Genomic DNA, 25212 nt, shown 5'->3' with positions numbered 1-25212 from the left:
CGAGTTGCCGTTACACGGGCTTGCCAGAAATCGATTTGCTTTAGTAATATTGATCAACTAGTTGTTTATCTTTCCATTCAAATATCTTTTATTGCTCCTCACAAAAGCTATAAAATGGTTTCTTTTCTTTTTGCTAAACAACTCCTATGACCGACGCTGATATTGAGCTACAACACCTTTGGTTAGAAGTCCAAGCCGAACGCTGGCAAAACCTGCCACGCTTTTTATTCAGTTACTACTGCTACAAGCACAACCTTATCAGTAAAACCAACAAAGTTTGCTGGGAGACGGCACGTGCAAACCTGCCCGCTTCAACGTCAATAAAAGAGCGAAAAAACGCGGTGGTTGAACCGTTAGTTTCTGAGGAAACCGTCGCTGGGTTATTGAAAGCCATCAGCAAAGATGGGGAAATGACATTCGACGTGATGGGAACCACACTTGATACGTTTTTGCATTATGTTGTGATTAGCAAGGAAGAAAAAGCGCGACTTAAATCAAACATGCCAGCTAGTTGGTATCAGCGATCAAACAAGTCGCCTTTGGCACGTTTCGAGGAGGCTGGCATTAATCTACCAGAGTGATATGTCAGTCATCGCTGAAGATAAACACAAAAGACAAGCGCCTACAATGAGGCGCATTTGGTCAAAAATTGAGGTGCCCCTAAACAAAAGTGCAAAGTGACCAACAAAGCAAAAGTTTGGTTATTCTTGAATGCCTCGAATGCGTACATTACGTCTACGTAAAACTTCTAATGTCACGAGCAAACACACCGACATAAAAATCAACAACGTAGCGACCGCCAATATGGTCGGACTAATTTGCTCTCGAATTCCTGACCACATCTGCCTAGGAACGGTTTTTTGTTCTGCCCCAGTCAGGAATAACGCCACCACAACCTCGTCGAACGAAGTGCCAAAAGCAAACAAGCCGCCAGAAATCATCCCCGGACGAATCAGAGGAAAGGTAATGTGTCTGAAAGTATAAACAGGGTTTGCTCCTAAGCTAGCCGCCGCTTTTACCAAGCTATGGTCAAAGCCGCTTAACGTCGCAGTAACGGTAATGACGACAAAAGGCGTACCTAACGCAGCGTGTGCCAAAATGACGCCTAAATAAGTTTGTGATAAGCCAAGGCGTGTGTAGAAAAAGTACATCGCAGCAGCAGAGATAATGACTGGTACGATCATGGGTGAGATCAACAGCGCCATAATCGTATTGCGAAAAGGCAAATTACTACTTGCTAAACCCAACGCCGCCAGAGTTCCTAGCCCTGTTGCAACGAGTGTCGCCATAAAAGCAATAAACGTGCTGTTTTTCAGCGCCAACAGCCACTGATCACTAGTAAACATTTCTTGATACCAGCGAGTAGAATACGCTGCCGAGTCAAGGTTTAACATCCCCTCGGTAAAAGTAAAGTAAGGCGTTGCATTAAACGATAACGGGATGATGGTCAGAATTGGAGCGATTAAAAAGAACAGCACCACCCCACAAAAAGCTAAGTAACCTGCGTAAGCAACTCGCTCTACTTTTGATGCATAGTTTGGTAATGCCATGGTTATCCCCCTACCTTAAGGTTGTTAATGCCAACCACACGGTTGAACATATAAAACAGAACCGGTACTTTAACGATGAAGTGACCAACGCTCTCTACTTCGACGACCAGACGATAATGATCACCGTGATAAATCAATTCTCGTAGGACGCCCGAGACTTGGTTCTCACAAGACGCTTTCTCTGGTTGAATAACAATCTTTTCTGGTCGAATGGAAAGTGTTGTTCTCTGCCCTTGCTCAGAGACTCTGACAGGTTTCGCAGTAAATAACTCTTTCCCAACGAGCACTTGGCAATACTTTCCGTCCCACTCTTTGACTAAACCTGAGAGTTGGTTGTTTTCTCCGATAAACTGCGCAACAAACGTATTACTCGGAGATTCATAAAGCTCGGTTGGTGTCGCGAGTTGTTGCACTTCGCCGTGATTAAAAACCGCAATACGGTCGGACATAGTGAGAGCTTCGTCTTGATCGTGCGTCACATACAAAATGGTGATACCAAGCTTTTCATGCAAATGTTTAATTTCCATCTGCATTTGCTCACGCAGCTGCTTATCTAACGCGCCTAGTGGTTCATCCATCAAAACGAGTTTAGGCTCAAACACTAATGCTCGCGCTAACGCAACACGCTGTTGTTGACCACCTGATAACTGCTTCGGGTATCGAGTCGCAACATGCTCAAGCTCGACCATTTCTAATACACTCTGAACTTTGCTTTGAATCGTGTCACTGTCGAGTTTTCGCACCTTTAGAGGAAACGCAAGATTCTCAGCAATGGTCATATGTGGAAACAACGCATAGTTTTGAAACACCATACCAATATCGCGCTTGTGCGGCGCGAGATGATTGACAGGAACGCCATCAATATAAATGTCTCCACCGGTCGCAGTTTCAAAGCCTGCTAGCATCATCAAGCAAGTGGTCTTGCCCGATCCTGACGGCCCCAACATAGTAACGAACTCTCCAGGAGCAATATCTAAGTTGAAGTCTTTCACCACCAAATTCGTGCCATCGTAGGTTTTCTTAACGTGTTGAAAGCTGACATAGTCCTTGTTTTCCGTGCTCATGACTTCCCTCTTCTCATTTTTTTGAATATTACGAATGAGTAGAGCGTCAGTTAACGCTCTACTAAACAGCACAATTACAGATTGTATTTGGATAGGTCTAAGCGGGTTTCTAACGCATGTTCAACCATTTGAATGACTTGTTGACGCTCTTCACCTTGTAAGAGTTGGCGTGGCGCACGAACTTGTTCAGAGCCACGTCCGCAGACTTGCTCGGCCAATTTTATGCACTGAACCAGCGTAGGAATGGTGTCTAAACGCAGTAGGGGTAAGAACCAACGGTAGATCTCTAACGCTTCAGCATAACGACCTTGGCTTGCCAGTTTATAAATCGCAACGGACTCTTCTGGGAATGCGTTGGTTAAACCAGAAATCCAGCCGGTCGCACCTAGCATCAATGATTCAAGAGCGATGTCATCAACACCACTGAACACGGTAAAGCGGCCATCAAATTTATTGTAAAGCTCGGTGATACGACGAGTATCAGTGGTCGACTCTTTGATAGCTACAATACTTTCAAACTCAGCCAGTTTCGCCATGATATCGAGGTTTACATCGACACCATAAGCAACCGGGTTGTTGTAAATCATGATTGGCATTTCTGGCGTTGCTTCTGCTAGCGTGCGGTAATATTCGAACGTTTCGCTCTCAGACGTGCGGTAAACCATGGCAGGCATCACCATACAACCATCGATACCAATTTTGTACGCATCCTGCATGTAATCAACAGCTGCTGTGGTAATAGACTCTGCTGTACCAGCAATCAAAGGCACACGGCCATTTACGACTTCTTTTGCCGCTTGCAAGACCTGGCGTTTCTCCTCCGGGTACAACGCGCAGTTCTCACCGACGGTACCCAAGCAGATAATGCCATTCACACCATCTTTAATTTGGTTATCTATAACAGTTTGCGTTGCGTCTAAGTCGATTGACTGATCTTGACGAAATTGCGTACTGACCGCCGGATAAACACCTTTCCAATCAATTTTCATGAACTACTTTCCTTATATGTATATTGTATGCAATTTAAATGAACGAGCGAAAATGCTCAGACATGGCTATCTATGCCATTTTCTAACAACACCGCCTTTACAGCGGCCAAATCAGCCAAAGCACTGCCAACTGATTTGTATAAAGTAATGACCTCATCGTTTTGACGTACTGAGATTTGTTGGGCGCAAAGCTGCGGTAATTCCCCTTTGATATCGTCTGACGTGAATACGCCCTCTTGAATTGGAATGAGAAGATCGCCCGCTTCGGCTAATACATTAATACGGCTATCAACATACACCTGTGCTCGTTGCACTGCTTTAGAGTCGCATTCACGCTTGTCCAAGTCATGATTACCGACCAAATCAATATGGGTGCCCGGCTGCACGTCTGCGCCATTAAACAAAGGCTCTGCTGATGCAGTAATACAGCTGATGATGTCAACGTGTTTGATAACGTGGTCCACTTTTTCTACGACTGAAACGCGAAACCGACGCTCATCAGGAAGCGACTGATACTCTGAAGATGACACAATGGCATCTACCGTCGCCTCGGCTTTATCTGAGTTACGCCCCCAAATATAAACCTGCTTAAGTGGGCGAACCGCAGCGTATGCCCACGCAAAATAAGGCGCAAGATTGCCCGTTCCGCAGATCAACAGACGATCAGCATCGGGACGCGCCAAATAGTCCGCTGCCAACGCAGAAGCTGCGGCGGTGCGCCAAAACGTTAAAACTTTACCGTCCACGAGTGCGAGCGGCTCACCATCGTTTCGTCTAAAAACAAGCAGCTTAGATGCAAGCGTATCTTTGCCTTGCTCAGGGTTATGCGGGAAATACGTAAAGGCTTTCACCGCAATTAACTCCTGGTTCCAAGCTGGAAGTAGCGCAAACGCCTCGTATTCTCCCTCTTCTAAGGGCATGACTCGGCGTTGAGGTATTGTTGCTGGCCGCGAGTACATTTCACGCATCGTTTCAATAAGAGACTTCATTGTTAAACATTGCGCGACTTGCTGTGCTTCGATGACTTTCATCATTTCTCCGAAAACATAAATACAGTTGAGGAAAAGTACGGAACCTCGCTTATGGATGAAAACTCGGCCCCATACAAAAATTAACGCCTAGTTAAGCAGCCAGGTGTTGAACTCTTCATTGAGTTCATCAGCGTAGTCTGACCACCATTCATCGTTAATCAGGAAGGCGGTTTGGAAGTTTTGAGGTGCGGTAGGAAGGTTCGCTAAAATGTCTGGGTTCACCTCCGCCGAAGACGACTTACGCGTAGGCCCATAGGCAACGTACTTAGCTTGATCAGCTAATGGTTTTGTTCCTGAAGAAAAAGCAATGAAGTCCAATGCAAGCTTTGTGTTCTCACTCCCTTTAGGTATCGCCCATCCATTCATGTAACCCATTTGACGGTCCCATATAATCCGAAATGGTTGACCTTCATCTTTACGGGCATTGTGGATTCGGCCGTTAAACGCCGAGGCGATCACCACTTCTTTATCTGCAAGCATTTGAGGTGGCTGGGCACCTGTTGTCCACCACAGCACTTCTGATTTGATCGTATCCAACTTAGCAAAAGCACGCTCACGCCCCGCTTCGGTTTCGAGCAGGCTGTAGACCTCTTCTGGCTTTACACCATCAGCCAATAGTGCCCACTCAAGATTGCCCTGAGGTTGTTTTTGCAATGCACGTCGACCTGGAAAAGTTTTTAGGTCAAAAAGATCGGTCAACTTGCTAGGCAAAGCCTTACCTTTAAACGCGTCTTCGTTCACCGCTAATACTGTGGACACAACGATGGTATTGATTGCGCATTCGTGAATCGCACCATCAATGAAATCCTCTTGTGCTGGTGTTCCATCTGCGCCCGGAGGCAAAATACTTGGGCTCACTGGTTCTAGTAACCCTTCGGCGCAACCACGAACAATGTCTGGCTTGTCGAGAGAAACCAAATCCCAGCGCACGTTGTTCGCTTCCACCTGTGCTTTAATTTCAGCTAATCCGCCGCTGAAATCCTCGGATACGATCTCAACACCTGTTTTTTTAATGAAAGGCTTATGATATGCCTCCACTTGGCTCTTGGTGAATGCACCACCCCAAGATACGACCGTCAATTTGTCTTCAGCATAAGCAGAGGCCCCCAACAGCATTCCTGAAATCAACAGCGCCAATGGTGCTTTGGTCATTCGTGACATGTTTTACTCCTTTTGGTTGTTTTTCTGGAGGCATCCGAGTACGGCTGTTGGACACCATTTTTGTTAAAATTAAGTTAACATTAGCATTTAATATATTTTATACAATATTTAATATTAAATTTTTCAGGCGAATCGTTGTAATGAAAAAGGTGATAGATCAATCGATGTCGGCTTTCCTTCGATAAGCTCTAAAAGGAGATCTGCCGTAATCGCCGCTTGAGTTAATCCAAGGTGTTGGTGGCCAAATGCCAGTAATACATTTCCATCCCAAATGCTATCAATAACCGGTAACGAGTCGACTGTTGAAGGCCGATTACCCATCCACTTTTCTCCTTGCTTGAGTGGATTTAACTCCGATTCAAACATCTCATCACCTAACTGAAAAAGCATTTCTGAACGTTTCATATTGGGTAGTGATTCTACATCGGCATACTCAACAGTGCCTGCCAAGCGTAGCCCGCCAGACATCGGAGTCATGATGAATTTTCTATCTGCAGAGCTAATAGGAAATGGCAGTACATCACGCTTGTCATCCACCATTAGGTGATAACCACGCTCGGCTTGAATAGGCACTTTGACTCCGGTTAGCTGCCGTATCAAAGGCTTAGAATGTACACCAGCAGCAACAATGATTCGGTCAAATGAATACGTTTGAGACTCAACCAGCACCTCGCCATTTTTCGCCAACGCAGATACATCTTTTTGTAAAACCTTACCGCCAATAACTTCAAAAGCTTCACTTAGCTCAACACAGAGCTGATAGGGGTCTAGCGTATGACCTGTATCGGGAAAAAAGACGCCGACACGAACCTTATGGCTGAGATCAGGTATCCGCTCTCGAATCTCCTCTTGTGTCCAAACTTGATACGCCACACCGTTTTTAGCCAGTGAGTTAAGCGTGCTTTGATAATTCTGAAACAGTTTCTCGTTTTCAAAAGTGAGCAATGAACCATTCATTTTTATTAGATGCGCTTTTCCGATTGAATCAAGCACGCCACGCCAACTTGCCACTGACCGCTCGTTAAGACTCTTAATCGCGTTTTTTGCCCGCTCCGCGGCTGATGGCTTGGTTTGTAATAGAAAACGAATCATCCACCCGATTGTGTTTGGAATATCTTGCCAACGGATCGAAACCGGACTTTTGGGATCTAGCAGCATTTTAGGTAATTGTGGAAGCAGCGCTGGCGTTGCAAGAGGGAAGATTTGCTCAGTCGCGATATGGCCTGCATTTCCCTTAGAGCATCCATTCCCCACGCCATTGGGATCAAAAATCGTGACTTGATAACCTTGCTGCTGCAATTTCAAGCCAATTGATAAGCCAATAATCCCCGCACCTATCACAGCGATCCTTTCCTTTTTAGTTTCATCCTTGACCAACATAAATATGCTCCGAGTCACACTTGAAAACGTAGATTGTATACAATATATTTTACATTACGTTAACATCACTATTGTTTAATTCAACCATTTTTTCAGCAAGGAGCGAAAAATGAGACAAGGAACTTTTTTCTGTATTGATGCCCACACCTGCGGCAACCCAGTTAGGCTGGTAGCAGGCGGTGTGCCTCCACTCGAAGGCAATACCATGAGCGAAAAGCGCCAATACTTTCTTGAGCATTATGATTGGATTCGTCAGGCACTCATGTTTGAGCCTCGCGGACACTCAATGATGTCGGGGTCCGTTGTCTTGCCTCCTTGCAGCGATAACGCAGACGCTTCAATTCTGTTTATTGAAACCAGTGGCTGCTTACCAATGTGTGGCCACGGCACCATTGGAACCGTCACTACCGCTATCGAGAATCGCCTTATCACTCCCAAAAAAGAAGGCCGTTTGATACTTGATGTCCCAGCAGGACAAATCGAAGTGCACTACCAAACAAAAGGTGACAAGGTCACGTCGGTGAAGATATTTAACGTACCAGCTTACCTTGCCCACCAAGACGTAACCGTGGACATAGAGGGCTTAGGTGAGCTCACTGTCGATGTTGCTTATGGCGGAAACTATTACGTAATCGTCGATCCTCAAGAAAACTACGCCGGACTTGAACACTACTCTCCAGATGAAATTTTGATGCTTTCACCAAAAGTTCGCGAAGCGGTATCTCGAGCGGTTGAGTGCGTACATCCAAAAGATCCAACAGTGTGCGGTGTTTCTCACGTGCTATGGACCGGAGAGCCCACTCAAGAAAACGCCACCGCCCGAAATGCTGTGTTTTACGGCGACAAAGCGTTGGATCGTTCGCCATGTGGTACGGGAACAAGTGCACGTATGGCGCAATGGCATGCAAGAGGCAAACTCAATCAAGGGGAAGACTTTGTTCACGAAAGTATCATCGGCAGCCTATTTCAAGGACGTATAGAAGGCATCACCGAAGTGAATGGCAAAGCCGCTATTTTGCCAAGCATTGAAGGATGGGCACAAATATACGGTCACAACACGATATGGGTAGACGATGAAGACCCATATGCGTACGGATTTGAAGTGAAGTAATAAGGATAGTAAGGAAGAATGATGACCCCACAAGAACCAACCACTTTTTACGCAGTCAACGCCTTTACTGGTGAGCCTCTACCTATAGCGTTTCCGGTACATGGAGAGCAAGAAGTTAATCAAGCCGCCTCAGCCGCCCAAAGCGTTGCGCGTGAGTTTCGCCAACTAAGCAATGCAAAGCGAGCGAGCTTACTTTGCTCTATCGCCTCTGAATTGGAAGTGAAGAGTGAAGAAATCGTTGCTCGTGCTCATTTAGAAACTGCCCTTCCCGAAGCACGTTTAAGCGGTGAAATAGGACGTACCGCCAACCAATTACGACTATTTGCCGAGGTTGTGAGATCAGGTAATCACCATCAAGCAATTTTCGATACGCCAAACCCAGACCGTCAACCACTGCCGAAACCAGATATTCGTCGTCAGCAAATCGCAATTGGCCCTGTCGCCGTGTTTGGTGCGTCTAATTTTCCGCTCGCATTTTCTACTGCAGGTGGTGATACGGCTTCGGCACTGGCAGCTGGCTGTCCTGTGATTGTAAAAGGCCATACCGCCCACCCTGGCACCAGTCAACTTGTTGCTGAGTGTATTGAGGCTGCACTTGAGAAAGAGTGCTTACCGCAAGCCATCTTCACGCTATTGCAAGGCAACAAACGCGCACTTGGCCAAGCACTCGTTACCCATCCAAAAATTAAAGGGGTTGGTTTTACAGGCTCAGTCGGTGGTGGCCGTGCGCTGTTTAACCTAGCTCAGCAAAGACCAGAGCCAATCCCCTTCTATGGCGAACTAGGGGCGATTAACCCAACATTTATTCTCCCTTCAGCCATACGAGCAAACGCATCATTGGCTGAAGAGTTTGTGGCTTCTATGACTTTGGGCTGTGGACAATTTTGTACAAAACCAGGCGTTGTATTTGTCTTGAATAGCCCAGAAACGCAAGCCTTTATCGAAACTGCTCAAGGGTTAATTCGACAACAATCAACGGCCACTTTGCTAACGCAAGGAATCCGAGAAACGTATGAATCAGAAGTTAACAAGCGAGCTTCCGAAACGGGCATTAATGTAATTCGCTCTGAACAAGCAGAAGCGACCAATGTCTCACCAGCACTGTTCGTGACGGACAGTAAAAACTGGCGTAAAAACCCGCAATGGGAGGAAGAAATATTTGGTCCTCAATCGTTAATCGTAATCTGTGAAGATTTCGATAACATGTTGAAACTGAGTGATTCACTGACTGGCTCGCTCACCGCAACCCTTCACGCTACCGCTGAAGACGAAGAACAAGCGAAGCAACTGCTTCCAAGTTTGGAAGAAATCGCGGGACGCATTGTATTCAACGGTTGGCCAACTGGCGTCGAGGTTGGTTACGCTATGGTTCATGGTGGACCATATCCTGCTTCAACCAATTCTGCCTCAACATCTGTCGGTGCGGAGGCTATTCATCGTTGGTTGCGTCCGGTCGCTTATCAAGCTTTGCCAGAATCTTTATTGCCGGATTCATTAAAAGCGTCGAACCCACTGGGTATCCAACGCGCCATAGATGGCAGTGTGTCCCAATAAGATCAACAAATGGCTCAAAAAGGCATCAACTGATGCCTTTTATTTCACTCTACTTCTCAAAACCTTCTTTCCTAGTTGGTTTGTGCCAGAAAAACAATAAACTACTAAAGTAAAATGGATTGGATACAATATTAATTTCACGGGAGACTTCAATGTCACAGAAACCTGTTTTTAAAACGCGCACTCAGCTCGTTGAGGAAGCAATTCGAACTCAGATCTTGAAGGGCGAGTTAAAAACTGGTCAACCTTTACGTCAAGATGCGTTAGCAAAAGAGTTTAATGTTAGCCGAATTCCTGTGCGTGAAGCGTTAGTTCAATTGGAAGCACAAGGACTCGTTAGCTTTGAACCTCACAAAGGTGCGACGGTCACTGAGCTATCTCCAGAGAAAATCAATGAGCTATTTGAACTGCGCGCTGTCGTGGAATGCCACATTTTAGAGCGCGCGATTCAAAATATGACAGACGCTGACCTTGAACGCGCGCGCGAAGTTCGCGAACGTTTCGAGTCAGTAGTGAACAGTGGCGACGAAGTAGAAGAATGGAGCAACTACAACTACGAGTTCCACAAAGCCCTATATGCGCCAGCCAACATGCCTGAAACTATGGACGTCATTTACAACCTGAACACAAAGTGTGACCGATACATACGCATGCAGCTATTGTTTACTACAGGCATTAAAAAGGCAGAAGAAGAGCACTTAAACTTGTTTGAAATGTGCCAAAATCGTGATATCGAAGGCGCCAAGTACCTGCTGAAAAAACACATTCTAGAAGCGGGCACAGCGATTCGAAACCTGCTGCTTGAAAGGCAAAATATCAGCCAGTAAACGGAATAACGAATAAGGTGATATTCAAGGATGAATGTTGGACCAAAGTTTTTACTTGCAGCGCTACGACAAAAGATTAAAGAAGAAGGGCTTTGCTACAATTCCTTGTCAGAGAAAAGTGGCATCCCTTTATCTAGTATTAAACGCCACCTACATAATCCAGCTTTAGGTTTGGATAAAGTACTTATTTATCTGAACTACCTGAATACCGATCTCATCGAACTCGCAACCTTAGCCAACGAGCTTCAGCACCAAAACGAGCAAATGCTAACAGATGAAGAGAGCGCCCTTTTCGTTGAGCATCCTTATTTACTTGATTTTATTTATATGCTGACTTCTCGTGATATTAAACCGCAAGAGATAGCCCAAACTTACGGACTTTCTGATACAAGCTTACGATTCTATTTGCGTATCGCGGAAATTCTAGGATATGTCGAAAACTTCGGAGACGGCTTGTTTTACCGTTCTGGTCGTCGATTTATTATGGAAGAAGGTACGGCATTAGACACCTTATTCAAAGAGCGATTTCAACAAGATTCGCTTTCTCATGATATCAACCCAGGCGTATGTATAGGTCGCATTAGGCTCACCGAAGAGCAGAAAGTGCAAATAGAGGACGAGCTTTGTAATAAATTAGCGAAACTTAACGCAGTTAACACTTCCAACAATGAAGGTGAACTAACAAATATATTAATGCGCTGCACTCCCGGTGCTCAGATATTTTTCGCTGATGATTTACCTAACATTGACGGAAGCTTATTAAAGCACGTCGCTCAACTCACTAAATTAAGTTAAAGCATCAGATAAATAAATCAAACACCCCCGAGATAACATCATATATCCCTACCAAACTATTGATTCAAAGCGTTTCCTGAATCTAATTCTGATTTTTTATTTAGCAAGCGTCGCTTAGTCAACTAAGAACTTGTCTTAATTTCACACTTATTAATTGTCTTGTTAGCTCTTTTGAAATAGACAGAAAACTTAAGTAATGACTAATTTAGCTTAAGTATAAAAGACAACTTTTTTACGTTATTTACCTCACACTATTTAACTATAAATTTGCAGACGAACAAATTAAATTAATACATTCACCTAGCTAATAAAAACAAAAGCAAAACACATAATTATAATTCTATTATTTATAAGGACATAGAAAAGTGAAATTTAAGTATTCTTTAGCAACGGCAGTCACTCTCGCATTATTACAAGGCTGTGGCGGTGGTGGCGGTGATAGCTCATCACCTACTCCGTCCACTAGCAGTGCAAACGGTCCAACGTGGAAAGTTCATGATTTTAGCCAACCGTCGAAAACGTTTATCAACCAATGTGAAACGCCCCGCGTCGGACTGGACCCATATGACAACTATGCCGCCTATCCAGATAAATTGGGCTCTGCATTACACGAAAAACTCTTTTTAAGAGCTTTTACTAACGAAACGTATCTATGGTATGACGAGGTTCCTGATAATAATCCAGCAAACTACAAAACTGTTACTGATTACTTCAATACGCTGGTCACCTCTGCTACTACCGCGACGGGTAAACCAAAAGATCGCTTCCATTTTACCGTCCCTTATGAGGATGATATGAAATCATCGCAATCCGGTTTAGTTGCTGGATTTGGTTTTAACTGGGCATTCCTACGTGGCGTACAACCTCGAGACGTTCGTATTTCCTACACTGAAGAAGCCTCGCCAGCTGATAGAAGCGGCATTGCTCGTGGTGATAAGCTTCTGAAAATCAATAATATTGATGTGGTTAACACCGGTAGTCAGTCCGACATTGATTTTATTAATAAAACGCTCTTTAACCCTGACATCAATCAAGATTACACCTTCACATTTGAGAGTGTTGGCGGTCTAGAGAAAACCGTGACGCTTACCGCCTCTGATGTCATGACCTCTCCAGTTAAAAATGCCAAAGTGATTACACAAAATGGTATGCGGATCGGCTATCTGCAATACAACTCCTTTGAACCAAGCGCTCAAGCCCCGCTTATTGAGGCGTTCAGTACGCTCTCAGCAGAGAATGTTGACGAGATCGTCGTTGATTTACGTTACAACGGCGGTGGCTTAGTCCTTCAGTCCTCGCAAGTAGGCTACATGCTAAGCGGTGCTGGTCAGAACCGAGTCTTCAGTGAGTTGATTCATAATGACAAAGTGATGCGTACCATTAAAGATGGGGATAACATCTATCGCTTTACGAATCTAGCAATAGACTGGGCAGCACAGAAATATTCGGACCAAGTGCTTCCGACACTGAACAAAAAGCGCGTATATGTACTGACTTCAGGAGGCACGGCTTCCTCAAGTGAACTGTTGATCAACGCTTTGCGCGGCATTGATGTGGAGGTTATCCAAATAGGCTCAACAACCACAGGTAAACCGTATGGGTTCTCACCAGAACAAAACTGCGGCACTATGTACTACACTATTCAGTTCAAGTCGGCGAACGAGAAAAAATTTGGCGACTTCGCTGATGGTTTTATTCCTACTCCAAAGAGCCAAATCAATACCGAGTTAGGCTTAAACAACAGAGTGGAAGGTTGCTGGGTCAATGACGACCTAACAAAACCATTAGGCGATCCGTCTGAAGGTATGCTTTCTGCGGCACTAAACTACATGGAAACTGGAACCTGTCCGCCAGTCTCCTCTTCAAGTTTCAACGCCATGCCGCGTAACATTTCATCTCCGGAGTTAAGCGATCTTCGCTCTCCGCTACGAACAGAGGCAATTCATGTTGAGATCAACTAACTTTTTACGAATACTGATTCGGGTTGCGCTTTTCTTAGGCACTTCGATTTCTTTGATAGGATGCCAAGCTATGTCACAAGAACCCGTTGAAGCATTGAGTAAAAAGAACTCTCCGGAAACAGTCATAGAGATTCAAAACGCGATCGCAGAAATCCAAGGGACACCAGCACCTAGAATCGCAAATAACGTATTTGAATCCTCACCGCATGTGTTGATTGAAAAAGGACGAGTAAAAGGGAAAAACAATCAACTGTTGGATGGCAGCTATACGGATCTTCCAGACCAATATACGTTGCAGATCAGAGGTGAAACCTGTGGCTTGTACTATGCCAAAACAGATACTTTTGTCTCTCTCAGTTCACTAGATTGTGAGCCCATCATTAAGTTTTAGATCTCCCAAAATAGAAGCCCGCTGATATCAGCGGGCTTTCTACTTTATTGTTCAGTGTGAAACGGTCAACGTTACTTTAGTTCAATCCATGCTTTGCGCTGTTGCTTATCCATGTATGACCAAGCTACAAAGCGGCTCACTTTCTGCCCTTGACTCATTTCAACCACACGAATGGCCTTCACACCCAATTTTTCAAGCTGCTTGCGCATCGGGCGAACGTTGTCTTTTTTGGATATAAGTGTCGTAAACCACAAGACCTGTGCGGCAAAAGCTTGGCTTTCATTCGCCATTTTTCGGATAAACGCCGCTTCTCCGCCTTCACACCACAATTCAGCGTTTTGACCGCCAAAATTCAACGCAGGTTTACTTGTCTTTACTTGTGCGGTTTGAGGTTTTAGCCCTTTCTTACGCTGGTTTGCTTTTAGATTATCGATTTTACGCTGGCTGCCCATAGCGGCATCTTCCGCCGAACGGTGGAATGGCGGATTACATGTCGTCACATCATAACGATCATTCGGTTGAATGATACCTCGATAAATATTGGCATCATTGTATTGCTGTATCAGTGCAATTTTTCCCGTCAAAACACGATTGTGCTCTACGATCGTTTGAGCCGATTGGATGGATTTTGGATCGACATCGCTGCCCGTATAGTGCCAACCGTATTTTGTTACACCAACAATCGGATAAATACAGTTTGCTCCCACGCCGATGTCCAACGCTTTCACTTTTTGGTGCGCGTACTGACCTTTTACTTCACTATCAAGTAGTTCTGCCACTCGGTGAATGTAATCAGCGCGGCCCGGAATCGGTGGGCAAAGGTAGGTGTCGGGAATGTCCCAGAACTCGACACCATAATACGCAGCAAGCAATGCTTTATTGAGCATTTTAACCGCGTTAGGATCAGAGAAGTTTATGGAATCTTCCCCTTTCGGATTTTTGATAACGAATGGCTTTAACTGTGGTTCACTTTCCACGAGTTTTTTAAAATCGTAACGACCTCGATGAACATTACGCTCATGCAAACCATTCTTCGCTATTTTTATGAACTCGACTTCGCTCTTTCCTGCAGGCTGAGGGGATTTGCGCGCAACTTTGTCTTTAACACGCTGCGGCTTGTCTTTATTCGCGTCTTTCTTCTGACCCGCCATTGAAGCCTTTGGCTTTGCTTGCTTCGCGTTGTGATTATTGTTCTTCATTCAAATTCGCTTTTAAATCGAGGTAAATCATAAACAAACGAGCATCAAATTCGAGTTGGTGATACTCAGGCTCCATATAGCAACATAACTGATAGAACGCCTTGTCGTGGTTTTTCTCACGAGTATGTGCCAACTCATGTACCACCAGCATTCTTAATAGTGGCTCGGGCGCATCTTTAAATACATTGGCAATGCGAATCTCGTTTTTCGACTTCAGCTTACCGCCATGGTTTCTACTGATTACACTGTGCAAACCAAGCGCGTTGTTTACCGCGTGAATTTTCTTATCGTAGACAACTTTACTGATTGGCGCGGCTTTCTTCATGTAGCGGTTTTTGATTGCCATGGCGTACTCATAGAGCGCCCTTTCGCTTTTGATTTGGTGCCTATCGGGATAGCGCTTTTCGAACCAAGGAACAAACTTGCCACTCGTTATCAATGAGCTCACCTGCTCTACAATGTTTTGTGGGTAGCCTTGAATGTATCGAAGTGACGGATGCATAGAATTAACGTCTGTTATGACAAAATAAAGGCGCTCAATATACCTGAGATAAAGGACAGTTTCACCTTAGCTTTCGCCTTTCATTTATTGTGAAAGGCCGTTAAACTTCGCCTCCCAATGATAATGGAGAGAAACTCAATGAAACGTGTCGTTCTTTACGTCAAAGACAAATGCCCTCACTGCAAAGATGCTCAACGTTATCTGGATTCGAAAAATATTAACTATCGTTTGTGCAATGCTAAGATGCAACGCGGTCGCAAAGAACTTGATGCGCTTGGTGCTCGTTCAGTGCCAGTTTTAAAAATTGGTGATCGGGTAATGATTGGCTGGAACCCAAAGAACTTCGAGAAGATGTACAAAGGCGACTAGTGCTCGGACGATGAACTTGCGCTGCGTTTAAACGTAGCGCTTGATAAAGTCGATAAACGTTCGATCTGCTATTGATAAGTACCCCTGCTTGCGCCAAGCAAGTGCCAGATCCAGCGTCACTGGTGGTTCAAACGGTAAGCCAACAACGCCCGACTCATGTTGAGTCACCAATTCCAGTAACGCGGTAATCGCAAACTCTTGTTTTACAATACTCAAAATCAAAGGCAGTAAGTTGGTCTCGAATGATGACTTCATGGTAAACCCATGCTCCTCACTCACCTGATCCAAAAATTCACGGTGAAAATAGCCATGCTGAAACATAACCAAATCGTGTTCAAAGAACTCATCAAAAGTAAGAGCGTGTCGCTGGGCTAACTCATGCTCATGTGAAACAACTGCGACCATTTGGCTAGTAAACAAATGGTCAGTTTCTAGGTCATCAGGCACGTTATCACAACTGATCACACCGATATCGAGTTGACCATTGAGCAGCATACGACGAATCGATTGAGTCCCAGCTTCGACCAAGGTCAATTTTAACTCCGGGAACTGGCTTTTAAACGCCATCACAATTCGTGGAAAGAAATAACTGCCCATCATTGATGGCGTCCCGAGCCTTACTTCGCCTTTCGCTAAGCCTTTCAACTCATCAATCGCGAGCTGCGCGTCGTGCAACTGTTGAATCACCCGCTTGGCATGTATAAGTAGCGTTTCGCCCTCTTTCGTTAAGCTGATTTTTTTATCATCACGGCGAAATAGGGTAACGCCCAAAGACTGCTCAAACTTTTTGATAGAAATGCTTAATGCGGGCTGGGCAATATGCAGGGCTTTCGCCGCATGGGTAATATTTCCATGTTCAGCGACCGCCAGAAAATGTTTAAGTTGTTTCGATTCCATTAGATCATAAATATATGGTGTCCATATTTTTAATATATTTTTTTAATTTATAACGAACTGATAGATTGATCACAGTCTCTCCATTTGCTCACATTAGGCAGGATTCATGGTCAGTTTTGGCACACCGGAATACAAACGCATTACGCTCTCGCTAGCGCTTGGTTCCTTCTTGGTTTTTTCAAATTTATACCTACTACAGCCAATGCTGCCCACTTTTGCCCAAATTTTCACGATCTCAGAAACGCAAGTGAACTGGTTATTTGCGGCCTCAACACTCGCTCTCTCTTTTAGCCTCGTTCCGATGGCTGTGTTGTCAGAATCAGTGGGACGAAAGCCAGTCATGATGGCTGGTCTGTTTTCGATTCCTACCCTTTCCGCTTTGATGCTGTTTGGTGACTCATTTCTGTTTTTGGTGGTATGTCGAGCACTGATCGGTGTCGCGCTCGCAGCTTTTGCTGCGGTCGCCGTGGCTTACATGGCAGAAGAGCTCGACAAGCACGCTTTCTCGATGGCAATTGGAACGTACATTGCGGCTAACTCATTAGGCGGTATTGCAGGGCGTATTAGCGGCGGCTTATTGGCGGACAATTTCAGTGTTGATGTCGCCATTGAAGTTATGATGGTGTTCACTCTTCTTGGTGTCATTGGCGTTCACTATTTATTACCAACACAGCGCAACTTCACCCCGTCATCAAGCAGCTTGCGCCATCAAAATCGTGCGCTTATTGGTCATTTTAAAAACCAACGCGTGTGGTTCGCGATGCTGATAGGAGGACTCAACTTTGCTTTGTTCGTCAACCTTTACTCCGTCATGGGTTTCCGTCTGGTGAGTGAACCTCACAATGTGCCCGTCGGGTTGGCCTCACTGATCTTTATTTGTTACTTGGGAGGGACTTTCTCCTCTCGTTGCGCAGGCCACTGGAGTAAACGTTATTCATCAATCCTCGGTATGTTCTTAGGCACGATAGTAAGCATGACGGGGATGTGGATTGCGGCGGTTGAAAGCTTGACTGCAATGCTATTTGGGTTGTTGCTGATAAGTTTTGGTGCCTTCTTTACTCATACCCTCGCCTACGGTTGGGTCGGTCAGAACGCCACTCGCGCCAAAGCCACCGCGACAGCGCTCTACTTAGTACACTACTACGTAGGCGGTAGCTTAGGAGGATTCTTACTTCTTTATTGTTGGCAGCATGATGGTTGGTCGAGTGTTCTTATGGGGGGAAGCGCCGTCTACCTAGCGATGTTTGCTGCGATTGCTTATTTGAAACACATTGCCGAAAGAAAGCACACTGACCAAACACCTGACGCTGCGAGTTTAAAGAGTAGCTAAGGTACGCTCACTTGCGTAATACCTCTCTGGTTACTTGGATAACCAACTCTGCTATGCTTGCGCTACTTTAATAAAAAACCAGAAAGTCGTATGTCAACGCGTTCAACACAAAACACAGATATCGAAGCGATCACTCAACAGGTCGATCAATGGCTCAACGATGTAGTAATCGGTCTCAACCTTTGTCCGTTTGCTGCCAAGCCGCAACGTAATAAACAAATCAAAATCTTTGTTAGTGAAGCGACTCAAGAAGAAACGCTTCTTGAAGATATTTTATTGCAACTGATTGAGCTGAGTAACACAGAGCCCGAACAACTTGAGACCACGTTGGTTGTGGTTCCCAACATGCTACAAGATTTCTGGGACTACAACTTTTGCATAGATTGGGTTGAAGGATTAATTAAGCAGCAAAACTGGGAAGGTATTTTCCAAGTAGCGACTTTCCATCCTGATTACTGTTTTGGCGGCGCAAAGCCTGAAGACGACGAAAACCTGACCAATCGTTCTCCTTACCCGATCTTCCATTTGATTCGCGAAGAGAGTATGGAAAAGGTACTAAAACACTATCCTGATCCTGAATCCATTCCCGATACAAACATCGCTCGTGTTTCCTCCCTCTCAGAGGAAGAACGTAAAAAGCTGTTCCCTTACCTATTTCGTTAAGCCCCACCATTCCCCAAAGGCAGATTTATCACCAGTTAGATGCAATGCCCTTGGGGTTCAAAGTGCGGTTTGGTATCATTGCCGCTTCAATCGATTCAATGGAAATTAGAATGCAACTGTCAAAGCTAACCCAAGAGATTTTTGATCACTTATACCGTGATATCACCGAGTTCCGTAGTACGTTCGACTTACCAGTCGCAGACGCTGCAAGCCTTGATACGCAAGCAGACACACTACACACCTCTTTGGCGATCGAAGAGCTAACAGAGCTAGCAGAAGCAGATTGTAAAACTGAGCAAGCAGATGCCATCGTAGACAGCGTGTATGTATTAATGGGCCGTCTCGTTCATCTTGGCCACAGCAAAGTAGAAGACAACCTAGCGATCAGCTACTTAATTGATCTTCTATTAAACGTTGCAGTAAACCGTGGTATTGAATTTATTCCTTGCTGGGATGAAGTGCACTCAAGCAACATGAGCAAAGTATGCCGTAACGAGCAAGAGTACTCAGAAACAGAAGCATTCTACGCAGAACAAGGCATCAAGTTGATGGCGGTGCAGAAAGGTGAATACATCATCGCGAAATGCGCCGAAGATTTCGTATCGGAAGGTAAAACCATTCGTAAAGGCAAAGTACTCAAATCTGTTTACTACCGCCCAGCAGATCTAAAACCGCTAACTCAGTAAGCGTTGAGTTTGGCTTTCTCGATTAAAAAAACGACCTCAAGTAGGTCGTTTTTTTATTGTCCCTAAATACTAATCAAAGATTAAATAAGGTTGCTCATCTACGATGACCTTTTTGACTTGAGTATTGAACACTTCCCCGAGAGCTTCTTCCGTTAGCACAGTATCGGCACTTCCTGATGAGTGCAGCACACCGTTGTTAAGCAGCAATACTTTATCTGCGTGCTTTAATGTGCGATTGAGATCGTGATTAGCAACCAATACTCCAATTCCCTGCGCCGCCATAGCGTTAATCAATTGATAGAGCAGACCCTCTTGCGCAATATCTAACGGTGCTGCTGGCTCATCCAAAATTAAAAACTGCGAAAAAGGATTAATGGTACGCCACACCTGCAAACATACACCTGCTAATCGGACACGCTGCCACTCACCACCGGATAATGTTTGAATACTGCGATGAAGCTTATCTTGCAGTTGTACCAGCTCCACCACCATATTGACGGCATCACGCACTTTGATATCCGCAATCTCAGCACCACTTGGCAGAGATAAAGCGAGATACTGAAACACATCAACATTAAACGCTGGGCGCGATTGCTGACACAAATAACCTCGAACATGAGCTTGCTCTGACAACGGTAAAGTAAGCAAGTTTTTGTTGCCAACGTACACTTCACCACTCATACCGTCTCGGTGACTTAACGTACCAGAAATCGCAGCCAATAAAGTACTCTTACCGGAACCATTAGGCCCAACGATATGTACGATTTCGCCAGCTTTGCATTCAAAAGAAAGAGGCAATAATCGACTACCAACCGACATATGTTTAACGTGCATCATGACTCTTCACCAGCATCCAGATGAAAATAGGTGCGCCAATCGATGTTGTCATGACACCTAAAGGTAACTCTGCGGAGTCCAATAACAGTCTTGCGCCGATGTCAGCAAATACAAGCAACGCAGCACCAGATATTGCAGAAAGTGGCAATAAATAACGGTTTTCCGTACCAAAAGCCAAACGCAACAAGTGCGGCACCACCAAACCAACAAAACTGATGATGCCACCCAAAGCGACTGAACTACCCACCAAAACAGAAATGGCGAGGATCAATTTCCAACGCATTTGATGCACATCGACACCCAATTGGGTCGCATGAATCTCACCCAGCATCAATTTATCAAGCGACTTGCCTTTACAACATAACCAGATAAGCACCGGTAACATCACCAAAGTAACGGTATGTTGATACCAACTTGCACCGCCAATACTGCCCATTAACCAATACATCAGTTGGCGTAAACTGAGATCATCACTAAAGTAAAATGCCCACGTCACAATCGCGCTCGATAAAATACCCAATGCGACCCCTACCAAAAGCAATCGAGCCGTCGTCAGGTGCATTGCCCTTGCTATCGCCACCAAAACAAACGTGAATACCATCGAGCCAGCAATCGCTGCCAACATAAAAACAATCGGGGTAGGAAGAACAGGTGACGCGAACATGATTAAGACCATTGCTAAGCTTGCGCCACCAGAGATACCAAGCACGCCAGGTTCAGCCAACACGTTCCCAAGCAACACTTGTAACGTCGCGCCAGATACCGCTAACGCAGCACCAATAATTGCCGCAGACACTAACCTCGGTAAACGCAAGTCCACCAATAACTTCTGTTCAAATGCAGATAAGGATTGAAAAGGAGAAAGAAAAATTTCTCCGACCATCAAGTGAATGGCAGAGAGTACAGCGAGCACGATCGACATAACCATCAGGTTACGTTGCCAGCGTCGCTCCTTGTTCAGGATAAGTTGTCGAAAATCCATAGCAGCCGATACAAACAAACGAGGCTTAACCTTACAGTTAAGCCTCGGTAAATTGCAATTAACTTCTCAAAGCAATGTTGGATTAATCGTAAACCAACTCACCCTCTTCAAAACGGGTTTTCACTTCACAAACCATCAGAGCTGCGCGTTGACCTATTGCGACGTGGCGATTCGGGAAGACAATCGCTTCGTTTTCATTCTTCGCCATTAATGGTTTGTCGCCATCATGACCAAACACTTCGCCGTGAACAAATGAGGTGAAGTTTTCAACATTGTCGTCGAACATAAAGTCAAAGTCTTCGTTCAAACGAACGATTGTGCGACTTACGCGATACTTAATGCATGGTTTTGGTAGGTGTTCTGGCTTCGTTTCCGCAATCAAATTACGTAAAGACAAATCAAACGCGGTCAGTTTATCGAGGTCATTTTCACCAATACGAGCCACGCGTCCAAGCTCCATCGTGAGAGCCTGCGCACCAAAGTTCTCGGCACTGTACCAGCTAAACGTACTCGATGGTGAGTTTGACAGGAGCACTGCTTCAATGTGTGCACTGTCCAAGAAATCGATCAATGCCTTGCTGCGCACAGGATGACGAGTCTTAGGACTTACTGCAAACGTATAGTGCTTCGAGCCTCTAATCGCGCAGTGTAAATCAAGGTGCCAGCGTGTTGTCGGGTCGGTATCCTGATAAAAATCTCGAACAAGCAGCTTAAGCGTATCGGCGATAACAAGCTCTTTTGTCTGTTTGTGTTCTTTTTCGTCAAACAGACGGTTGAGGTTTTCTTCGAGGAATCGCGTGTGCGCCAGAGTGGATTCTGGGTGAGCGATAATGAACAGACAACGGGTATCGACCGTCTGGAACCCAGATTCTATGTCTTGAATAATGGAATCCACCAGCTCCATCGGTGCGGTTTCATCTCCGTGAACCCCACAAGAGATGATGATGTTCTTCGTATCCTGAGTATAATTCGCAGGGATTACTTCTAATACACCACGCTGATAGAGTTTAAGTTTTACACCGTTAGAAAGCACCTGCTCCGCTGGTGCAACATCAATATGAACATCTAACGTGTCAGTTAAAAACGATTGGCGAAAGAGAGACTTCGTCATGCGTTACTCCTTAATAGCACGGCGGATATGTTAATAAATTGTACAAAGGATTTTTGTTGCTGCGATCTCACTTATGAGTAGAAATCACTATTTCCCTCGAAAATCCGATGCCTTTTCGCGCCAGGCACTCAAATCAAGCATTGAGGCGTTTAATTTTCAAACAATTACAAAGTGTTAGGGCTGTGAACTTTACCACAGCCCTGATTAAGATCATTATGATTTGATCAAATTTTTGTAGCTATAAAGCAGATTATGCATCAACACTGCGAAAAACTTAGCCGCGCTGTGCGAGCAAACGCTCAAACTCATCGACTTTTTCACGCACTAGCTCAACACTCTGCTGCCAAAACGTTGGCTGGGTTAAATCCATCGACAGGTGCTTTTCGACGACATCTTCCGCCATCATGCAGCCTGTATCGCGCAGCAAATTGATGTAATCGGTGTAAAACGCTTCGCCTTTGGTTTCTCGCTGTGCATAGATACCCTTGCTAAACAAGAAACCAAATAGGTATGGGTAGTTATAAAAGCTCACGCTATCAATAGAAAAGTGCAGCTTGCTTGCCCAGAAGTACGGATCCGGTTCGCTCATTACGTCGCCATACCATTCTTTCCAAGTTTCTGACATCAACTCACAGAATTCATCTGCGGTTAACTCTCCATCCTGGCGGCGTTCATAAAACGATTTTTCAAACTCGTAGCGAACCGGAATGTTGATCATTATAGCTAGCGCAGATGACAACTCTTCCCACAACATCTCGAGCTTTTCATCAACGCTCTCAGCTTTCGAAATCAAATGATCACGAACGATGTTTTCTGCAAAGATAGAGGCGGTTTCTGCTAACGTCATTGGGTAGTAAGTTTGGCAAAGTGGCAAATCACGAATAACCCAGTTATGGAACGCATGGCCAAGTTCATGTGCCAGAGTCATAAGGTCTGAACGGCTGCCACTCCAAGTCATAAACACAAGTGGTGTTCGCGTTGCTGGCAGTTTGGTGCAGTATGCGCCAAGACGCTTGTTAGCATTTGGCGCGGCATCAATCCAACCATTTTGTACCATCAAACGGACAAATTCCGACATCTCAGAGTTTACTGTTTCAAATGCTTCACAAATAACCTCAATCGCTTCATCAAAGTCGTAGACCTTCGCTTCACCGCTCAAGGCGGGCATAGCTGCCAGATGATTCCAAGGTTTCATCTCATCCAGACCATGTACTTGCGCCATCAATAAACCCGCTTTCTGACCAATAGCTCGACTGTCTTTGGCTACGGTCATCATCGCATTTAAAGTTTCAGCTTGGATTCGGCTACCATGCAAACTCGGCTCTAGGAAGTGAACTTCACGCTTCGTAGAACGCTTTTTGTTTTCAGTTAAGCGCCATCCTGCTAATGCATTCAAAATCGCAGCGAATGATTCTTGGTGCGTTTGCATTGCATCTTGTACGCCTCGCCACGCGGCTTCTTGACGCTCGAATTCAGAACCATAAAGAATGCTTACCGCTTGAGAAAACCCAAGCTCTTCACTATTACCATCTGTGTACTCAAGCTTCACTTTCAATGAGCCAGTCAGGTTATCGTATAGGTTACCCCAAGCCGATTTGCCATCCACACTCATCGCAGCCAGTAACTGTTCTTCTGCGTTGCTAAGACGAGTATCCGCCAACTTTCTAGAATTCAAGATAGAAAAAGCTTGCCCACTGATATCAGGATTCTCATGGTCTAACACGCGCAAGATAAACTCTTCGTCGGCATACGTTAGTGTCAAATCAAAGGGACTGAACGCTTGGGAAAGCTCCGAAAAGATGCGGGTCATTTTACCAAGTAACGATTTCGCTTCGGCGTTTGTTGCATCAACAGAAGCATAACAACTCGCAAAATTTGCAACTGTACCCGCTAAACGACTCGCGGCTTCATTGGTTAAAATCGCATTTTGCATGATCTCTACGTTGCCACAATCTGCTGATTGTTTATTCAAAAGATCAATACATTGTTCCACAAGAGCAATATCGTCTTGAATTCGTGGGTCAGAAAGGTCGTTATAAACGATGGACAAATCCCAACTCGGCGTTGTCATTTCTATATTTCCTTTTTATGTAACTGAGTCAATTTTCGCTTCCTGCACCTAGCAGATGGGCTTCCACTGACATCTTCCGTGACTATGCCCGTAAGCAATATCGTTCTGGGCATTTTAATATTTATAAATTAACGAGTTAAAAGAGGTACGCCAATCGAACGCACCGAGGCGTAAATTTGCTCATCTATGGTAATTGTTACATGCGTGACAGAAGCGTTTCCTATCGACAACGTCGAATACCACTTTGGGTTACGCCAATCTAACTCCAATACATGAGCAAGAATCATACGAATGACGCCACCATGCGTGACGATAAGGAGATTGTCATTGATATCGTTGATGATTTGAGACCAAACGCGACATATGCGCTCAGAAAATGTGCTTAAGCTCTCAGCATTCGGCAACGTATGTTGTGCTGGCGATTGCCAAAAAGCATCTAGCTTTTTCCACTGCTCAGTGAGCAGATCAAAAGGCATACCATCAAAATCACCAAATGCCATCTCTTGTAAAGATTCATCCGTCATTACTGGTAATAATTGCTGTTCAGCAATGATGTTTGCCAGTTCTTGACAGCGTGAAAGTGGAGAAGAAATTATTCCACCCACACCTCGTCCACTCTCAGCCCAAGCCCGAGCAATACTCTCTTGATCAGCAGGCGTAACTTTTACATCTGTTTGGCCATGGAGTCCTGGTGGAGCGTCTACTTTTCCATGACGCACAAGATAGATATTGAGTGTTTTCATTTTGTTCC

General features: G+C 44.9%; 25 protein-coding genes. 11 read left to right on the top strand and 14 right to left on the bottom strand.

Annotated elements, in window-relative coordinates:
- Positions 1 to 146 precede the first annotated feature (146 nt).
- The gene (locus R7O03_RS07145) at positions 147 to 581 is read left to right on the top strand and encodes a hypothetical protein (protein WP_171342699.1); all 435 of its coding nucleotides are present in this window, start codon (positions 147 to 149) and stop codon (positions 579 to 581) included.
- Positions 582 to 701: 120 nt separating this feature from the next.
- Here R7O03_RS07145 and R7O03_RS07140 read toward each other — a convergent pair whose 3' ends face one another.
- The 6 genes from R7O03_RS07140 to R7O03_RS07115 form a co-directional block, all read right to left on the bottom strand.
- Complete coding sequence (locus tag R7O03_RS07140) at positions 702 to 1550, bottom strand: ABC transporter permease (RefSeq protein WP_006741629.1); 849 nt, start codon at positions 1548 to 1550, stop codon at positions 702 to 704.
- 2 nt (positions 1551 to 1552) lie between these two features.
- Positions 1553 to 2614: an ABC transporter ATP-binding protein gene (locus R7O03_RS07135; protein ID WP_318131612.1), complete on the bottom strand. Its 1062-nt coding sequence runs from the start codon at positions 2612 to 2614 to the stop codon at positions 1553 to 1555.
- 74 nt (positions 2615 to 2688) lie between these two features.
- A complete protein-coding gene (locus R7O03_RS07130; protein WP_145474130.1) occupies positions 2689 to 3603 on the bottom strand; it encodes a dihydrodipicolinate synthase family protein in 915 nt (304 codons plus the stop codon).
- A gap of 56 nt (positions 3604 to 3659) precedes the next feature.
- On the bottom strand, positions 3660 to 4634 hold the full coding sequence (locus R7O03_RS07125) for an ornithine cyclodeaminase family protein (protein ID WP_054577903.1): 975 nt from the start codon (positions 4632 to 4634) through the stop codon (positions 3660 to 3662).
- A gap of 87 nt (positions 4635 to 4721) precedes the next feature.
- Positions 4722 to 5795, bottom strand: a complete 1074-nt coding sequence (locus R7O03_RS07120) for a polyamine ABC transporter substrate-binding protein (protein ID WP_005377854.1) — start codon at positions 5793 to 5795, stop codon at positions 4722 to 4724.
- 123 nt (positions 5796 to 5918) lie between these two features.
- The gene (locus R7O03_RS07115) at positions 5919 to 7175 is read right to left on the bottom strand and encodes an NAD(P)/FAD-dependent oxidoreductase (protein ID WP_171342700.1); all 1257 of its coding nucleotides are present in this window, start codon (positions 7173 to 7175) and stop codon (positions 5919 to 5921) included.
- A 109-nt stretch (positions 7176 to 7284) separates the two neighbouring features.
- Between R7O03_RS07115 and R7O03_RS07110 the strand changes: the two genes are divergently transcribed.
- From R7O03_RS07110 to R7O03_RS07085, 6 genes are all read left to right on the top strand, one after another.
- Positions 7285 to 8286 carry a 4-hydroxyproline epimerase gene (locus R7O03_RS07110; protein ID WP_171342701.1) on the top strand — a complete coding sequence of 334 codons (1002 nt, stop codon included), beginning with the start codon at positions 7285 to 7287 and terminating at the stop codon, positions 8284 to 8286.
- 21 nt (positions 8287 to 8307) lie between these two features.
- Positions 8308 to 9840 carry an aldehyde dehydrogenase (NADP(+)) gene (locus tag R7O03_RS07105; RefSeq protein ID WP_318131630.1) on the top strand — a complete coding sequence of 511 codons (1533 nt, stop codon included), beginning with the start codon at positions 8308 to 8310 and terminating at the stop codon, positions 9838 to 9840.
- 152 nt (positions 9841 to 9992) lie between these two features.
- A complete protein-coding gene (locus R7O03_RS07100; RefSeq protein ID WP_053303155.1) occupies positions 9993 to 10667 on the top strand; it encodes a GntR family transcriptional regulator in 675 nt (224 codons plus the stop codon).
- A gap of 30 nt (positions 10668 to 10697) precedes the next feature.
- Entirely contained in the window at positions 10698 to 11462 is a 765-nt protein-coding gene (locus R7O03_RS07095) for a hypothetical protein (RefSeq protein ID WP_005377865.1), read from the top strand.
- Between the two features lie 365 nt (positions 11463 to 11827).
- Positions 11828 to 13423: a S41 family peptidase gene (locus tag R7O03_RS07090; protein WP_054577907.1), complete on the top strand. Its 1596-nt coding sequence runs from the start codon at positions 11828 to 11830 to the stop codon at positions 13421 to 13423.
- A 70-nt stretch (positions 13424 to 13493) separates the two neighbouring features.
- Complete coding sequence (locus R7O03_RS07085; protein ID WP_025766761.1) at positions 13494 to 13814, top strand: hypothetical protein; 321 nt, start codon at positions 13494 to 13496, stop codon at positions 13812 to 13814.
- A 71-nt stretch (positions 13815 to 13885) separates the two neighbouring features.
- Here the strand turns inward: R7O03_RS07085 and rlmF are convergent, their stop codons facing one another.
- On the bottom strand, positions 13886 to 15013 hold the full coding sequence (rlmF, locus tag R7O03_RS07080; protein ID WP_104975263.1) for a 23S rRNA (adenine(1618)-N(6))-methyltransferase RlmF: 1128 nt from the start codon (positions 15011 to 15013) through the stop codon (positions 13886 to 13888).
- Positions 15000 to 15515, bottom strand: coding sequence for a M48 family metallopeptidase (locus R7O03_RS07075; protein WP_138939949.1), 516 nt, complete (start codon positions 15513 to 15515; stop codon positions 15000 to 15002). The genes rlmF and R7O03_RS07075 overlap by 14 nt, the downstream gene beginning before the upstream one ends.
- 138 nt (positions 15516 to 15653) lie before the next feature.
- Here R7O03_RS07075 and R7O03_RS07070 point away from each other — a divergent pair, with 138 nt between their 5' ends.
- Positions 15654 to 15884 carry a glutaredoxin family protein gene (locus tag R7O03_RS07070; protein WP_005377871.1) on the top strand — a complete coding sequence of 77 codons (231 nt, stop codon included), beginning with the start codon at positions 15654 to 15656 and terminating at the stop codon, positions 15882 to 15884.
- 27 nt (positions 15885 to 15911) lie between these two features.
- On the opposite strand, the gene R7O03_RS07065 is transcribed toward R7O03_RS07070, so the two are convergent.
- Positions 15912 to 16781: a LysR family transcriptional regulator gene (locus tag R7O03_RS07065; RefSeq protein ID WP_151514714.1), complete on the bottom strand. Its 870-nt coding sequence runs from the start codon at positions 16779 to 16781 to the stop codon at positions 15912 to 15914.
- A 106-nt stretch (positions 16782 to 16887) separates the two neighbouring features.
- Here R7O03_RS07065 and R7O03_RS07060 point away from each other — a divergent pair, with 106 nt between their 5' ends.
- The 3 genes from R7O03_RS07060 (at position 16888) to R7O03_RS07050 (ending at position 19460) form a co-directional block, all read left to right on the top strand.
- Entirely contained in the window at positions 16888 to 18111 is a 1224-nt protein-coding gene (locus R7O03_RS07060; protein WP_151514713.1) for an MFS transporter, read from the top strand.
- Between the two features lie 90 nt (positions 18112 to 18201).
- Entirely contained in the window at positions 18202 to 18774 is a 573-nt protein-coding gene (locus R7O03_RS07055) for a DUF1415 domain-containing protein (protein WP_005377874.1), read from the top strand.
- Positions 18775 to 18884: 110 nt separating this feature from the next.
- Positions 18885 to 19460 (top strand): nucleoside triphosphate pyrophosphohydrolase family protein, encoded by a 576-nt coding sequence (locus tag R7O03_RS07050; RefSeq protein ID WP_005377875.1) that lies wholly within the window; start codon positions 18885 to 18887, stop codon positions 19458 to 19460.
- 69 nt (positions 19461 to 19529) lie between these two features.
- On the opposite strand, the gene btuD is transcribed toward R7O03_RS07050, so the two are convergent.
- The 5 genes from btuD to cobC form a co-directional block, all read right to left on the bottom strand.
- The gene (btuD, locus tag R7O03_RS07045) at positions 19530 to 20297 is read right to left on the bottom strand and encodes a vitamin B12 ABC transporter ATP-binding protein BtuD (protein WP_017820884.1); all 768 of its coding nucleotides are present in this window, start codon (positions 20295 to 20297) and stop codon (positions 19530 to 19532) included.
- A complete protein-coding gene (gene btuC / locus R7O03_RS07040; protein WP_151514712.1) occupies positions 20284 to 21279 on the bottom strand; it encodes a vitamin B12 ABC transporter permease BtuC in 996 nt (331 codons plus the stop codon). Before btuC ends, btuD begins: the two co-directional genes overlap by 14 nt.
- Before the next feature lie 82 nt (positions 21280 to 21361).
- Positions 21362 to 22390, bottom strand: a complete 1029-nt coding sequence (locus R7O03_RS07035; protein WP_005377878.1) for a succinylglutamate desuccinylase — start codon at positions 22388 to 22390, stop codon at positions 21362 to 21364.
- A 274-nt stretch (positions 22391 to 22664) separates the two neighbouring features.
- Positions 22665 to 24461, bottom strand: coding sequence for a M3 family oligoendopeptidase (locus tag R7O03_RS07030; protein WP_318131611.1), 1797 nt, complete (start codon positions 24459 to 24461; stop codon positions 22665 to 22667).
- A gap of 128 nt (positions 24462 to 24589) precedes the next feature.
- On the bottom strand, positions 24590 to 25204 hold the full coding sequence (gene cobC / locus R7O03_RS07025; protein WP_115385893.1) for an alpha-ribazole phosphatase: 615 nt from the start codon (positions 25202 to 25204) through the stop codon (positions 24590 to 24592).
- Positions 25205 to 25212: the final 8 nt, after the last annotated feature.

Source organism: Vibrio sp. Vb2960 (assembly GCF_033337665.1).
In the GTDB taxonomy this organism is placed as follows: Bacteria; Pseudomonadota; Gammaproteobacteria; order Enterobacterales; family Vibrionaceae; genus Vibrio; species Vibrio alginolyticus.
This window is presented reverse-complemented; position numbering and strand designations above follow the sequence as displayed.